Origin of the sequence: Flavobacterium luteolum (assembly GCF_027111275.1) — a bacterium.
GTDB classification, from domain to species: domain Bacteria; phylum Bacteroidota; class Bacteroidia; order Flavobacteriales; family Flavobacteriaceae; genus Flavobacterium; species Flavobacterium luteolum.
The window spans coordinates 2,695,413-2,708,880 of record NZ_CP114286.1; the positions used below are offsets into that span (position 1 = coordinate 2,695,413).

The 13,468-nt window shown below is 32.7% G+C and carries 12 protein-coding genes; 7 read left to right on the plus strand and 5 right to left on the minus strand.

Annotated elements, in window-relative coordinates; all coding sequences use genetic code 11:
• Window positions 1-25 precede the first annotated feature (25 nt).
• From OZP10_RS11570 to OZP10_RS11580, 3 genes are all read left to right on the plus strand, one after another.
• Window positions 26-1,321, plus strand: coding sequence for a gliding motility-associated protein GldE (locus OZP10_RS11570; RefSeq protein ID WP_281631054.1), 1,296 nt, complete (start codon window positions 26-28; stop codon window positions 1,319-1,321).
• Window position 1,322: 1 nt separating this feature from the next.
• Window positions 1,323-1,883 (plus strand): gliding motility lipoprotein GldD, encoded by a 561-nt coding sequence (gldD, locus tag OZP10_RS11575; protein WP_281631055.1) that lies wholly within the window; start codon window positions 1,323-1,325, stop codon window positions 1,881-1,883.
• A 158-nt stretch (window positions 1,884-2,041) separates the two neighbouring features.
• Window positions 2,042-2,446, plus strand: a complete 405-nt coding sequence (locus tag OZP10_RS11580; RefSeq protein ID WP_281631056.1) for a helix-turn-helix domain-containing protein — start codon at window positions 2,042-2,044, stop codon at window positions 2,444-2,446.
• A gap of 77 nt (window positions 2,447-2,523) precedes the next feature.
• On the opposite strand, the gene OZP10_RS11585 is transcribed toward OZP10_RS11580, so the two are convergent.
• Window positions 2,524-2,901 (minus strand): heavy-metal-associated domain-containing protein, encoded by a 378-nt coding sequence (locus tag OZP10_RS11585; RefSeq protein ID WP_281631057.1) that lies wholly within the window; start codon window positions 2,899-2,901, stop codon window positions 2,524-2,526.
• A 102-nt stretch (window positions 2,902-3,003) separates the two neighbouring features.
• Between OZP10_RS11585 and OZP10_RS11590 the strand changes: the two genes are divergently transcribed.
• Window positions 3,004-3,870 carry a DMT family transporter gene (locus OZP10_RS11590; RefSeq protein WP_281631058.1) on the plus strand — a complete coding sequence of 289 codons (867 nt, stop codon included), beginning with the start codon at window positions 3,004-3,006 and terminating at the stop codon, window positions 3,868-3,870.
• A gap of 275 nt (window positions 3,871-4,145) precedes the next feature.
• Here the strand turns inward: OZP10_RS11590 and OZP10_RS11595 are convergent, their stop codons facing one another.
• Both OZP10_RS11595 and OZP10_RS11600 read right to left on the minus strand, forming a co-directional pair.
• Entirely contained in the window at window positions 4,146-6,194 is a 2,049-nt protein-coding gene (locus OZP10_RS11595) for a M16 family metallopeptidase (protein WP_281631059.1), read from the minus strand.
• 12 nt (window positions 6,195-6,206) lie between these two features.
• Window positions 6,207-7,529, minus strand: coding sequence for a M16 family metallopeptidase (locus OZP10_RS11600; RefSeq protein ID WP_177211040.1), 1,323 nt, complete (start codon window positions 7,527-7,529; stop codon window positions 6,207-6,209).
• Between the two features lie 273 nt (window positions 7,530-7,802).
• On the opposite strand from OZP10_RS11600, the gene rplU reads away from it, so the two are divergent.
• From rplU to OZP10_RS11615, 3 genes are all read left to right on the plus strand, one after another.
• Window positions 7,803-8,246 (plus strand): 50S ribosomal protein L21, encoded by a 444-nt coding sequence (rplU, locus tag OZP10_RS11605; RefSeq protein ID WP_008466656.1) that lies wholly within the window; start codon window positions 7,803-7,805, stop codon window positions 8,244-8,246.
• Window positions 8,247-8,270: 24 nt separating this feature from the next.
• Window positions 8,271-8,531: a 50S ribosomal protein L27 gene (rpmA, locus tag OZP10_RS11610; protein ID WP_012023622.1), complete on the plus strand. Its 261-nt coding sequence runs from the start codon at window positions 8,271-8,273 to the stop codon at window positions 8,529-8,531.
• A 139-nt stretch (window positions 8,532-8,670) separates the two neighbouring features.
• Window positions 8,671-9,966 carry a hypothetical protein gene (locus OZP10_RS11615; RefSeq protein WP_281631060.1) on the plus strand — a complete coding sequence of 432 codons (1,296 nt, stop codon included), beginning with the start codon at window positions 8,671-8,673 and terminating at the stop codon, window positions 9,964-9,966.
• Window positions 9,967-10,063: 97 nt separating this feature from the next.
• Here OZP10_RS11615 and OZP10_RS11620 read toward each other — a convergent pair whose 3' ends face one another.
• The gene (locus OZP10_RS11620; RefSeq protein ID WP_281631061.1) at window positions 10,064-12,823 is read right to left on the minus strand and encodes an AsmA family protein; all 2,760 of its coding nucleotides are present in this window, start codon (window positions 12,821-12,823) and stop codon (window positions 10,064-10,066) included.
• Between the two features lie 53 nt (window positions 12,824-12,876).
• Window positions 12,877-13,458, minus strand: a complete 582-nt coding sequence (locus OZP10_RS11625; RefSeq protein WP_132990767.1) for a MiaE family protein — start codon at window positions 13,456-13,458, stop codon at window positions 12,877-12,879.
• Between the last annotated feature and the right edge of the window lie 10 nt (window positions 13,459-13,468).

Consider the following 13,468-nt stretch of genomic DNA (forward strand, 5'->3'; position numbering starts at 1 on the left):
AGATGTCTAACTAATTTTATGCAATTTGGACCCAGAGCCCAGTTTACTTTTTTCTACCAATCTTGACGCCAATCTAATTATTGGTTTCGTCGGAATTTTTATATTGTTATTTCTTTCAGCAATTGTTTCAGGAGCTGAAGTTGCTCTTTTTTCGTTATCACAGCAAGACATCGATGAGACTTTAAACGATAATCTTGCAAAAGGAAAAATTATTTCAAATTTATTAGAAAAGCCTAAAAAGCTTCTCGCGACTTTATTGGTAGCCAATAACTTCTTTAATATTGGTGTAGTAATTCTATTTGCTTATTTAGGACAGAATATTTTTTCCAATGTTAGTTCTCCAGCTTTTAAATTTACGCTCGAAGTAATCTTGGTCACTTTCCTTATTTTACTATTTGGCGAAGTGCTTCCTAAAGTTTATGCAAGCAGAAATAGTGTTCGTTTTGCCAAACGTGTTGCTTATCCATTGGCTTTTTTAGATAAAGTGCTTACTCCGATCAGTTTGCCAATGCGTGCTGTTACAATATATTTTCAAAATAAATTAGGAAAGCAAAAAAGCAATTTTTCTGTCAATCAACTTTCTCAGGCATTGGAGCTTACAGATTCGGAAGGAACTTCAACAGAAGAGCAAAAGATTTTGGAAGGAATTGTTTCTTTTGGAAATACAGATACAAAGCAGGTAATGAGTCCAAGAATTGATATTTTTGCATTGGAAATATCAGAAACATTTCAAGAAATTTATCCTAAAATAATAGAAACAGGTTTTTCGAGAATTCCGGTTTATCGAGATAATATTGATCAGATTGAAGGTGTGCTTTTCGTAAAAGATTTATTGCCTTATATTGATAAAGAAGAATTTGATTGGACTTCTTTAATTAGAGAAGCTTTCTTTGTTCCTGAGAATAAAAAGTTAGATAATCTATTAAAGGATTTTCAAAGTTTAAAAAGCCATTTAGCAATTGTGGTTGATGAATACGGAGGAACTTCTGGATTGGTTTCTTTAGAAGATGTTATCGAGGAAATCGTTGGTGATATTAGTGATGAATTTGATGATGAAAATCTGAACTTCTCGCAAATAGATGAAAATAATTTTCTTTTTGAAGGAAAAATAAACTTGAAAGATTTCTACAGAATTGTAGATGTTGACGAAGATGTTTTTGAAGCCCACAAAGGTGAAGCCGAAACATTAGCTGGATTTATTCTGGAGATTTTAGGTAATTTCCCTAAAAAAGATCAAAAAATACCTTTCGAAAACTGTATTTTCACCGTAGAAACAGTTGATAAAAAGCGTGTAAAACAAATAAAAGTAACCATAAATTAAAATGCTTAATAAAATACTTTCAATATCAGCAATTTTGCTTGCGCTAACGGTTATAAGCTGTAAAAATGATGTTTTGCCAAAACCAGCAAGTTATCTGCGATTAGATTATCCAGAAGCAAAATATGTGAATTTTGAAAACACTTGTCCGTTTACTTTTCAAATGAATGAGGATGCTATTATAAAAGGAGAAAAAGAATGTGGTTTTGCAATTACCTATCCAAAGATGAAAGCGACCATTTATTTGACTTATAAGCCTGTAAATGGCAATATTGATAAATTGCTACGTGACGCTCAAAAACTCACTTACGAGCACGTTATTAAAGCCGATGATATCTTGGAACAGCCGTACTTAAATCCACAAAAAAAAGTATATGGAATGTTTTACCAAGTAGACGGAAATGCAGCGACAAATTCTCAGTTCTACGTTACAGACAGTACAAAACACTTTTTAATTGGTTCGGTGTATTTTTATGCAAAACCAAATTTTGATTCGATTATGCCTGCGGCGAGTTATGTTAAAAACGATATGCAGCGTTTGATGGAAACATTAAAATGGAAATAAAAATATAGAAGGATTCAATTTGAATCCTTTTTTTGTTTTAAATGTAAGAAAAATTATATTTTTGTTTAAAGTTGATAGGCTGGATCTGTAACATACCAAAATAAGGATGTTTTTTACGGATTGCTTTATTTTTTATTCCTAATCATTACCTTTGAATTATGAGCACATTAACGAAACCAAGTCATATAGGGCGAAAAATAAGCCGTATTCGTGAACTGAAAGATATGAAGCAGGAAGCATTGGCTCAGGCTTTAGGAACTAATCAACAAGCAATATCTGCTATGGAAAACAGTGAAACTATTGATGATGATAAACTCAAAGAAGTAGCAAAAGCGCTTGGCGTAACTGTGGAAGCAATTAAGAATTTTTCTGAAGAAAATATGATAAATTACTTTAATACTTTTACTGATCAAAGTGCAGGAACTTTCAATAATCATTGTACTTTCAATCCGCTAGATAAAATGATAGAGCTTGTAGATGAAAATAGAAAACTATATGAGCGTCTGTTAGAATCGGAAAAAGAGAAAAATGCTTATTTAGAAAAAGTACTTAAAGAGAAGTAATCTATAAGTTGAAATATTAAATGAATTAAAAAAGGCGCTCAAATTTGAACGCCTTTTTAAGTTTATTAATTTCGAATTTAAGATTTAAAATTCGAAACTTTATATGTTTTTCCGTCTCCAGTTTCTTGAACTACTTTTGTTAAAGATTCTGAATTTTGGATTGTTTTATCAAAACTTACCTTTGCTGTTTTTTTGTCAAAATCAACCGTTGCTTTTTCAACTCCATCAAGGTTTGCTAATTCTTCTTCGATAGTTTTAGCGCATCCAACAGCGCAAGTCATTCCGTCAATTGTAAAGCTTGCCGTTTGAAGGTTTTCAGCTGCGATTGGTTTGTGTTCTTTTGGAGCACTTTTTTCTTTATTTACCACTTCAAGACTTTTGTCTTCTGCTTTTTTACAGCCAACAAATACTAAACCAGCGATTGCTGCAGCGAATAAGATTTTTGAAATTTTCATTATATATAAATTTAAAAATTGCGAATAAGATTCTTGCAAAATTAATAAAAAGAGAATGCTTAGTTCGTAAAATAATTACAAATTTGCAGTAAAATGCAATTTATGGAAACAAAACAGTTAAAGTGGATTTACTTGACTATTCTTTCTCTTATTTGGGGAAGCTCTTTTATTCTGATAAAAAAAGGATTGATAGGTTTAAGCGCTGTTCAGGTGGGATCGTTCCGAATTATTTTTGCTGCTTTTTTTTTGCTGATTGTAGGTTTTAATAGTCTAAAGAAGATTTCGCGCCGTCAATGGAAATTTGTTGCCATAACTTCGCTTTTTGGGACTTTTATGCCGGCCTATCTTTTTGCTATTGCAGAAACTCAGGTAAATAGCTCAATTGTAGCAATTTTAAATTCGCTTACACCTTTAAATACTTTAGTTTTAGGAATTATAGCTTTTAGAATTCAGTTTCAAAAACGACAAGTTTTAGGGGTTTTTGTCGGACTTGTAGGCTGTCTGCTTTTAGTTTTAAGCGGCGATTCTGCAAGCGGAACTCAAAATTATCTTTATGTTTTATTGGTGGTTATAGCAACACTTAGTTATGCGATCAACGTAAATCTGATTAAAAAATATCTTCACGATTTAAATTCTGTAAGTATCACAACAGGAAATTTTGCGGTTTTGCTTTTGCCAGCATTAATCATTTTAAGTACAACCGATATTAGTCAGAAAATACATTTTGCAGAAACGCAACATTCTATACTTTTTGTTGCTATTCTAGGAATTTTAGGAACCGGAATAGCCAATATTCTTTTCTTTAAACTGATTCAAATGTCGTCACCAGTTTTTGCAACATCAGTAACATATTTAATTCCGATCGTAGCATTTTTCTGGGGATTGTTAGATAACGAATTCCTGACACCAATTCAATCTGTGGGCGCTTTTATTATTTTGATTGGGGTTTATTTGTCGGCGAAGAAGTAGTTTCTTAAATGTAAAATGTTGCTTGTAATAAGATGAAATGTAATTTGATGCGTATGTCTCCCTGAGCGGAGTCGAAGGGTGCGCTAATTGGAACAGGGCTTCGACTTCGCTCAGCCTGACAAAAGAGAGGCTTTTTCCTTAATAGTACCAAATCATTGAGTCTAACAAAACTTAGTAAATAAAAAAAGCTTTGTCAAAGTTTTGAACTTTGACAAAGCCTTAAAATTTTAAATCCTTAGCAACTTAGAAGCTTAGTATCTCAGAACCTTAGCATCTTAAAGAAAATCTTTCTCAGAAACTCCTTCGTTAATTTTAATATCAGACATTTTAATATCCAATTCAAAACCAACATTCTGTACTAAGTTAAAAGGAACTTTAACACCTTTTACTTCTTTGTAATCATTGAAATTAGTGATTTGCTCCACTGATTTTCCGCCTTGCTCGCGAACTTTAGATTCGGCAGTTTTTAGGCCTGATTTAACATCGTAATAATATTTTGTTTTACCATCTTTAATTACATAAGCATCGTTTCCATTGATTGGTTCGATTCCTTCTACTTTAAGATCAGTTCTTTTTACAAGTTGCAGTTCTTCAAATGGAGCTGCGTTAGCTTTCATTTCGGCTAAATCTTCGCCTTCAAGGTTTTTTCTCTGACCTTGTTGTTCAACATATGCGCCTTTTTCATTAACTACCTGTTTCATTAAATTCATTGTTCCCATAGAAAGTGAAACCATCATTTTTCCTTTTGAATCTAATTTAGAAGTAAAAGTTAATGGAGTAGGAGCCTGCGGAATTGTTGTTGAGCCATTCATGTATAATGTTTTTACGGCTGAAACTGCTTTTTCTCCGCCAATGGCATTGATGTAGTTTTCGAAAACTGTTTTTGCACTAATATCTTTTGGTGCTTCTTTTTTTGTAGAAGGTTTTTCAACTGGATTTCCATATTTGTCGAAATATGAAATCGGAATCTGCAGTTTTTCTAATCCAGGAAGTACATCAGAACCTTTTCCGACAATTACAATACGCATATTGTCCAATAAAAAGTATTTGTTGGCAACGCGATAAATATCGTCAGCAGTAACATTATTGATGGTTTGAATGTATTTTTCGTAGAAATCTGCAGGAAGTTTTTCTGTTTCAATGTTTAGTGCATAACGTGCAACAGCTTGAGGTTTTTCAACCTGCATTACAAATCTTCCTATATAACCTGCTTTTACGTTTCTTAAGACTTCTGGATCAACTCTTTCGGTTCTAATTCGTTTAATTTCTTTTACAAACTGAACAACTGCACTATCAGTAACTGTATTTCTAACAGCCGAAGAAGCTTTAAATTTAGTTACATATTTACCGCTTCCAATACTCGAGTTAGCTCCGTATGTCCATGCGTGCTGCTCACGAAGATTCATGTTTAAATAACTGTTGAAATCACCTCCAAGAATTTGATTAGCAATAACCGCTGGAAAAAAATCTGGATCGCTCATTTTTAAATTTAAAGTATTTACCAATGAGATTTCAGATTGAACCGCGTTTGGAACATCTACAAAATCAATCTGCAAATTTGAAGGATTTGTAGGGTTCGGATAAGTGTTTTTTGGAGCACTTTGTTTTTTCCATCCGCTGAAAAGTTTTTCAACAGCCGTTTTTACGTCTTTAAATTTGACGTCGCCAATAACTACCAAATAGGCATTTTCTGGAACAAAATAAGTGTTGTAATTGTTTTGAACATCAGTTAGCGTAACATTTTTTACAGTCTCTTCAGAAAGATATTCGCCGTTAGGATGGTTTTTTCCAAATGCTAAAACATCAACCACTCTGTTTGAAATGGCAGGAACGCTTTTTTCATCGGCTTTTAAACCTTCTAAAAGTTTTGCTTTTTCTTTATCGAATTCTGTTTGAGTGAAATTTGGCTGTAAAGCACCTTCTGCCAAAAGTTCTAAAACACGTCCAGAATATTTTGATAATGTACTAGCATAAGCACCTTGAGAAGTAAAATTGATATTAGCTCCGTAAAAATCAATTTCTTCGTTAAAAGCTTCTTTAGTTGTTTTTTTTGTTCCATTTCCAATCAGACTGCTGGTCAATTCGTCAACCCCTTTTTTATTGCCTTCAGTAAATGGAGCATTATCCAAAGTAAGTGTGTAGCTCACTCTAGGCAATTTGTGGTTTTCAACAACCAAAACTTTCATTCCGTTTGATAAAACAAAGGTCTGCGGTTTTTTGATGTTGACTACTGGGGCATTTCCTGGTTTGGGTTGTGGACGATCTTGTGCTTGCATAATTCCAGTTAGGAAAATAAGGATTAAAAAAGTATATATTTTTTTCATGATTCGATATTCTTAGTTTTGAGATTTGGCTGTCGGAATATAATCTAAAATCAAACGCTGATTCGGGTTCAAATACTTCTTAGCAACTTCTCTGATTTCTTCTCTTGTAATAGAATGATAGATGTCAATTTCAGTATTGATTAAATTGACATCGCCATATAGAAGGTAATATGAAGCCAGATTTTCTGCAATTCCCTCTACGCTTGCATTGGCATTTACGTAATTGTTATCGAATTTGTTTTGTAATTTTTCATAATCTTTTTCAGAAATAAGATCAGTTTGAATTTTTACAATTTCTTCATCTATTTCTTTTAAAATATCATCAATGGTGTATGGAGCCATTGGCAGACCGTAAAGAATATACGTTCCGTAATCTTCTTGGCTAAATCCTACAGCGCCAATTTGTAGCGCCATTTTTTTGTCGTCAACTATTTTTTTGTAAAGCTTAGAGCTTTTTCCATCACTTAAATAAGATGAAATTAGGTCTAAAACTCTGGCGTCTCTAGTTTTCATTGAAGGTGTTCTGTATGAAGCAACGATCATTGGAATCTGAATGTTCGGATCTTCATAAGTAGCTTTAATGGTTTGTGTGATTGGCTCTTCTGTAAAAGTTTGTTTTTTAACTTCTTCACCTTTTGGAATTGGTCCAAAATATTTCTGAATCCATTCTTTTGTTTTTGCTTTTTCGAAATCCCCAGCAACAACCAGAACAGCATTGTTTGGTGTATAGAATTTTTTATTGAATGCCTGAAATTCTTCAAGAGTTGCGGCGTCCAAATCTTTCATAGAACCAATAGTTGTCCATCTGTAAGGGTGGTTTTTGAACATGTTTTTCTTAACCTCTGCCAGAATATTTCCGTACGGCTGATTATCGTAACGCATTCTTTTCTCTTCTTTTACAACTTCGTTTTGTGTGTCGACACCCACCTTATTAATAATAGGATGCATTAATCTTTCAGATTCCATCCATAAACCAAGCTCTAGACTGTTAGAAGGAAAAACTTCATAATAATACGTTCTGTCATCAGATGTGTTTGCATTGTTAACTCCTCCATTTGCAGTAACGATTTTCATCCATTCCCCACGTTTTATATTTTGGGTTCCTTCAAATAATAAATGCTCAAAGAAGTGTGCAAAACCTGTTCGGTCGGGGCGTTCATCTTTTGATCCAACATGGTACATTACTGAAGTGATAACAACTGGAGCAGATGGATCATTGTGTAAAATGACATGCAGTCCGTTGTCTAAATCGTATTCTTCAAAAGCTACTTTTTGGGCATGAGCCACTCCGCCAAGCATTAATGCAGCACTTAACATCATTATTGATTTTTTCATAAAGATTAATAATTTTAAAATATCAACAAGAGTAGGTCGACAAGAGTTGATTTTGGTTACATCAAAAATAGTTTTTTTTAGTTATGTATTACAGAATTGTTTTTAAATAAACACTATTTTAACAATCTTTTACTTTAAATTAATTTTGTTTTATATGCAGAACTGCTTGAAAAACAACGTTTTTTCAGGTAGAAATATTTTTGCTTTTATAGGTTGCATAGTAAATTATTAGTTGTATATTTGCAACCTTAAAATTCAATAAATCAATTTGATATGTATGCAATCGTAGAGATAGCAGGGCAACAATTTAAAGTAAGCAAAGACTTAAAGGTTTATGTTCACCGTTTAGCTAATGAAGAAGGTTCAAAAGTTTCTTTTGACAAAGTTCTTTTATTAGATGATAATGGAAATGTAACTTTAGGCGCCCCAGCTATAGAAGGTGCTTCAGTAGAAGCTAAAGTGTTACAACACTTAAAAGGAGATAAAGTTATCGTTTTCAAAAAGAAAAGAAGAAAAGGATACAAAAAAAGAAATGGTCACAGACAATATCTTACTCAAATTGTAATTGAAGGTATTACTGCAGCAGGAGGAACAAAAAAAGCAGCAGCTAAAAAAGCGGTTGTAGCAGAAGATGCAGCAGCTACTGAAGAAGTAGAAGCAGCTCCAAAAGCAAAAAAAGCAGCTCCAAAAGCAAAAAAAGAGACTACTAAAGAATAATAACAATATTTAAACTCATACGTCATGGCTCACAAGAAAGGTGTCGGTAGTTCGAAGAATGGTAGAGAATCAGAATCAAAACGTTTAGGCGTTAAGATTTATGGTGGTCAAGCTGCTATTGCTGGAAACATCATCGTTAGACAAAGAGGTTCAAAACACAATCCAGGTGAAAACGTTTACATTAGTAAAGATCACACTCTTCACGCAAGAGTTGCTGGAGTTGTTAAGTTCCAAAAGAAAAGAGATAACAAATCTTATGTATCTATTATTCCATTCGAGGCATAATAATCATAGATTACTTTTTATAAAAAACCCGTTCTGAAAAGATCGGGTTTTTTGTTTTTAGCTTAAGACGGTTTAGTTAAAATTTGTATTTGCAAGACTGAGGATAATTAGATATCTTCAATTCTTTAAATCTTATAAGTTGAAAAAAATAGTCTTATTTGCCCTTTTGTTCTGTATAAGCACTTATGGTAAAGTTGTGTCAGATAGTATTGCCATTCATTTGAGTGTACTAAATGGTAAGCAGAAAAATGTTTTGTATGAATTTGAAGTTATAAAAAATAATGGTTTCAATACAGATCAGTTTTGGAATGCGCATAATAATGAATTTCCTAGTTTAAGTGATAATCTGAGAGACGAATTAGCAAAGGAAGTTTTTCTAAATTCAGATATTGTATATGCACCGCAAAAAGATTCTACGGTGCAATTGTGGATGCAAACAAAATTGCTGACCAATTGGATGTTTTATCTTTCTGCATTTATAGCTATATGTGCTATTGTTGCTCTGTTTAAAAGGTATTGGAGTCTGCTCATTCAGTTTTTAATTCGTCATATTGCTCCGGTATTAAAGATTTTGTTTTCGCCAGTTTTACTGACTATTGAATTGCTTTTAGTTGGAATAGCTTGTGTAATTTGTGGCTGTATTATTGAGGAATTTGTGCTACGAACTGTAGTAATACATTTAGGCTTGTTTTTATTATGGAGCCAGTCTACGGCTTTATTTACAAAAGAATATTGGATTAAGAGATATGTTTATGAAATAGAAAATAACTTTTGGGGTAAAGATTCTTGGGAAACCGTAAAAACAATTTGTTTTCCAGCTTTTGTAGTTACGATTGCTATTTTATATGTATTGTATAAAGTTCCTACCGATGCTTTTTATAACTACGAAGTGGTTTTGTCAGGAATCGCAGCGGTTTATGCTTTGCCTTTCTGGCGTTCATTAGAAAAGTATATTTATCCTGTTTTATTTCCTTTTTATAAAGAAAATAATAGAGAGAGAAGCGTTAATTCTCTGGCTGCATGCACTGTTGTTGCGATTGTTGTCACAATACTATTTGTACTGCAAGAAAATCTTATTTTTAGTAATATTATCTCGGCCCTACTAAGTTTATTGATTCTGTCATTTTTAATTTTGTCATTAAAAATGAATCATAAACACAGTTTAAGAAACTATTATTTTATACAATTTGTAACGTTTCTTTTTCTTAGCGCAGTTTTTATGTATGGGTTTTATTTTCAGTTAAACGAAGTTATTTGGTTTGCGATTATAGGATCAACCTTATTTGTAATAGTAAAGTATATGGAAGCTTTTTCTTTTTTCTCAGATTGGAAAAGAGGAAAAGGCTGGGCTTGGAAATTGCTCGGTTTAGCCTTGCTGTTATGGATTATGGGTAAAGGAATTTTATATGTTTCGAAACAAATATTTATGCTTTAATTTTCTGTAAAGGAAAAAACCTTTGTCAAAGTTTAAATCTTTAACAAAGGCCTATAGTGAAAATTGGAATTTGGAATTTCCAGAATTAGAGTTTTATTTATTCGGTATCTTTGGTTTCTTCCAAATCTTCCGTTTTCTTGCCTACTTTAACTTTAGGGTTATCTTGTGTTCCCGTAACAGTTAATGGAATTCCGAAAATACCAAAAGGAGGAAGTCCTAAACGCATTTTTAGGTTTAATTTTCCATCTAGGCTTGTTGTTCCTTCAATTCTTGGTCTAAAGCCTGCAAACTTAAATTTAAAGCGCTCTACAGTTATGATATTGTTTTTAACGGTTGTTTTAATGTCTACTTTCGAAAGATCTGGGTTTTTCATCGATTCAGAATTGGTTTGTTTGCTTACAGCATTAAACATTTTCAGACCTCTCACTTTTACATCTTTTACAGAAAGTGTTCCGCCTCCAATAAGCGAAGGATAAACAGGATCCATATTTCCGTTTAAACGGCCTTTTAATTGATAATCTAAAGAAACAATTCCTTGTGCTTTCTCTGCGGCGCTTGCCATTTTTCTGAAAACTTCAATCTCATTATAAGCTCTCTTAATGTCAAAATCTGTAGCTTTTATAGTGTAATCAAAATTAGCTTTTTGTGGCGTTACAGCTTGGTAATTGGCATTCATGGAAACGTTGCATCCAATTAAATTAAAACCAGTATTTTGCATGGTTAATTTGCCATTTTTCATAGATAAATTTCCAGTTGCATTTTGAAGATTTAATTTGTCAAAATATACTTTTTGAGCGTTGGCAAATAATTGTAAATTTAAATTGGTTGGAATAATTATAACACCAGTCTGAGTGTTTTCAGATGGTTTCGTTTCGGTTTTAGGAGCAGAACTCTGCGTTACTGGTGTGTTTGGATCAACGCTTGACATGAATTCGTCTACATTGATATATCGAGAAGTAACTTTAAAAGAGCCTTTTAAAACGCCTGTATTTGTGGTAACATAATTGATGACATTCTGTAAATATCCATTCATTTTAAAATCAGACTGTCCGTATGCGGCTAGGAAATTATTGAAAGACATTTTATCCTGATTGATTTTAAAAATTCCTTCCTTAATGATGAATTTTTTCGGAAGATATTCAGAAGCTATTCCAATATTTCTTAACTCAAGCGTTCCTTTGTTATTTAGTTTGCTGTAATTTCCTTTTTCGGCATCACTTTGTTTTCCTTTTAAGACTAAATCGGCTTTTACAAAACCATCTAAATCAAGACCTTTTTGTGAAAAGACTTTATAAATTCTGCTAATATCCAATTCGCCTTTAGCCTTTACGTCATAACTCAAATCGTCAAAATTGCTTAAATCGGCTTGTACAAAAACAGGTTTTCCTTCAAAAGTAAATTGCGTTGGCTGTAAATTTACTTTCAGGTCAGCAAATGTTCCTTTCTGGTTTTCGATTTTCGATTTAATCGTAATGTCAGTAATCGGATTTGGATAATATGGAGTTTTTAAATATCCATTTTCCAAATTAAGAACTCCGTTTGTAACAGGAAAACGCTTGTTCTTTTGGTCAAATATTCCGTTTGTTTTTACGTCGCCAGTCAAAGTTCCTTTCAGTTCAATATCCGGAATTCCAAGCGCTTTAAGTAGTTTCTCAAGATCGATTTTGGCCTTGAAATCAGCATTAATATCTGGTGTGTTTACACCTTTGACCAAAAATTTCGATTTTAAATAATCCTGATTGATATTTAGCGATAAGTTTTTTGCGTCAACAATTACCAAATCTGGGTTTAGAGAAGGAACAGTTGTTTTAACATCTAAATTTAAGTTTGAAACCGGAAATGCGCTTTTGTTATAATTGACAAAACCATCAGTTACTTTTACATCCAAATCTAGATCGGGTGCTATATTTTCAGAAGTAATATACTTTCCTTTTAAAGTCAGCAGCAGATTTGTGTTTCCTTTTAATTCGGTTTTAGAGAGCCAAGTAATATATTTTGGAGGTAACGCTGTAAAAACATCATACAGCTTACTGTTTTCAGATTTAATGACAAAATCCATATTATAGCCATCTTTCAAAAAATCAAATTTCCCTTTAAAATCGACTAGTAGCTGGTTGATTTTTAGATTGTTCTGCTGGAAAAAGAAAGAAAGTGAATTGATGTTTACTTTTGTAATTAAATCTGCATCAACCTTTTTATTCATTAAATAAGGTTCATCTTCATAAACAATATTTAATTTTTCGATGTTTGCTTTAGAATATAAATCAAAAACGGCTTTGTTTAAATCTCCTTTTCCTAAATAGTTAAATCCGTATGCGTCAAAATGGACTTTAGTAGACTTATCATCATAAACAATTTTGCTGTTTAAAATTTCAATTCGTTCCAGTTTAAGCGCGGTATCACTGCTGTCTTTGGCTTTAGAAGCTTGTTCTTGCGATTTGTAAATGTTGTAATTCGCTTCTCCGTTTGCATTAACTTTTACATTTATAAAAGAATCCGATAAATAAATCTGATCAATTTTTACCGATTTGCTGAAAATTAGACTCGCCACATTTATTCCAAAAGAAACCTCTTTTGCGGTTATGAATTTTTCTTTTGTATATGGAGCTGAGCCATTAAGGCTTAAGTTGTCTAAGGTTAAAGTGAGTGAGGGGAAATGGTGGAAGAATGATACCGAAACATCAGAATAATTCAGTTCTGCGCTTAATCTTTCGTTGGCTGTTTTCTTTATTTGTTCTTTAATCTGGTCCTCAAAGACGATAGGCGTTAAAAATAGTAATGCTATAATAACTGTGAAAGTTATTCCGGTATACTTCGCAATTTTAAAAACGATTGATCTCGATTTACTTTTTTGCATAACGAATTTTGGTTTTTTAAATAAAAAAAATAGAGTTGAAAAAAGAGCGTAATTTATCCGTGAACGGTTTCATTTTTACCATAATTGGTAATAATAGAACCTTCATATTCAATCCATTCTTTCCAGCGTTTATCAATGTCGATGTTATCTTGATATTTTCTGGCAAATCCTAAAAAAGTAGTATAATGTCCTGCTTCAGAAATCATTAAATCTCGGTAGAATTTAGCTAATTCTTCATCTTTAATATTCTCCGAAAGCACTTTAAAACGTTCGCAGCTTCTGGCCTCAATCATTGCAGAGAATAATAATCGGTCGCACAGAGCATCTCTTCGGCTTCCGTCTTTTTTCATGAATTTAAAAAGCTCATTTACATAATGATCTTTTCGTTCACGTCCTAAAGTAAGTCCGCGCTGCTTTATAATGTTGTGAACCATCTGAAAATGTTCCAGTTCTTCTCTGGCAATTTCTAGCATTTCGGTTACCAATTCTTCAATTTCAGAATTGTAAGTAACGATACTAATCGCATTTGAAGCCGCTTTTTGTTCGCACCAAGCGTGATCCGTTAAAATTTCTTCGATATTTGACTCAACGATATTTACCCAGCGAGGGTCTGTAGCTAATTTTAATCCCAACATAATTTCCCAG

What these genes read in the sequence shown, in the direction of transcription:
- OZP10_RS11590 (WP_281631058.1), top strand. Translation starts at nt 3,004, where the DNA reads ATGGAAACAAAACAGTTAAAGTGGATTTACTTGACTATTCTTTCTCTT.
- OZP10_RS11620 (WP_281631061.1), bottom strand. Translation starts at nt 12,823, where the DNA reads ATGCAAAAAAGTAAATCGAGATCAATCGTTTTTAAAATTGCGAAGTAT.
- rpmA (WP_012023622.1), top strand. Translation starts at nt 8,271, where the DNA reads ATGGCTCACAAGAAAGGTGTCGGTAGTTCGAAGAATGGTAGAGAATCA.
- gldD (WP_281631055.1), top strand. Translation starts at nt 1,323, where the DNA reads ATGCTTAATAAAATACTTTCAATATCAGCAATTTTGCTTGCGCTAACG.
- OZP10_RS11595 (WP_281631059.1), bottom strand. Translation starts at nt 6,194, where the DNA reads ATGAAAAAAATATATACTTTTTTAATCCTTATTTTCCTAACTGGAATT.
- OZP10_RS11625 (WP_132990767.1), bottom strand. Translation starts at nt 13,458, where the DNA reads ATGTTGGGATTAAAATTAGCTACAGACCCTCGCTGGGTAAATATCGTT.
- OZP10_RS11585 (WP_281631057.1), bottom strand. Translation starts at nt 2,901, where the DNA reads ATGAAAATTTCAAAAATCTTATTCGCTGCAGCAATCGCTGGTTTAGTA.
- OZP10_RS11580 (WP_281631056.1), top strand. Translation starts at nt 2,042, where the DNA reads ATGAGCACATTAACGAAACCAAGTCATATAGGGCGAAAAATAAGCCGT.
- OZP10_RS11600 (WP_177211040.1), bottom strand. Translation starts at nt 7,529, where the DNA reads ATGAAAAAATCAATAATGATGTTAAGTGCTGCATTAATGCTTGGCGGA.
- rplU (WP_008466656.1), top strand. Translation starts at nt 7,803, where the DNA reads ATGTATGCAATCGTAGAGATAGCAGGGCAACAATTTAAAGTAAGCAAA.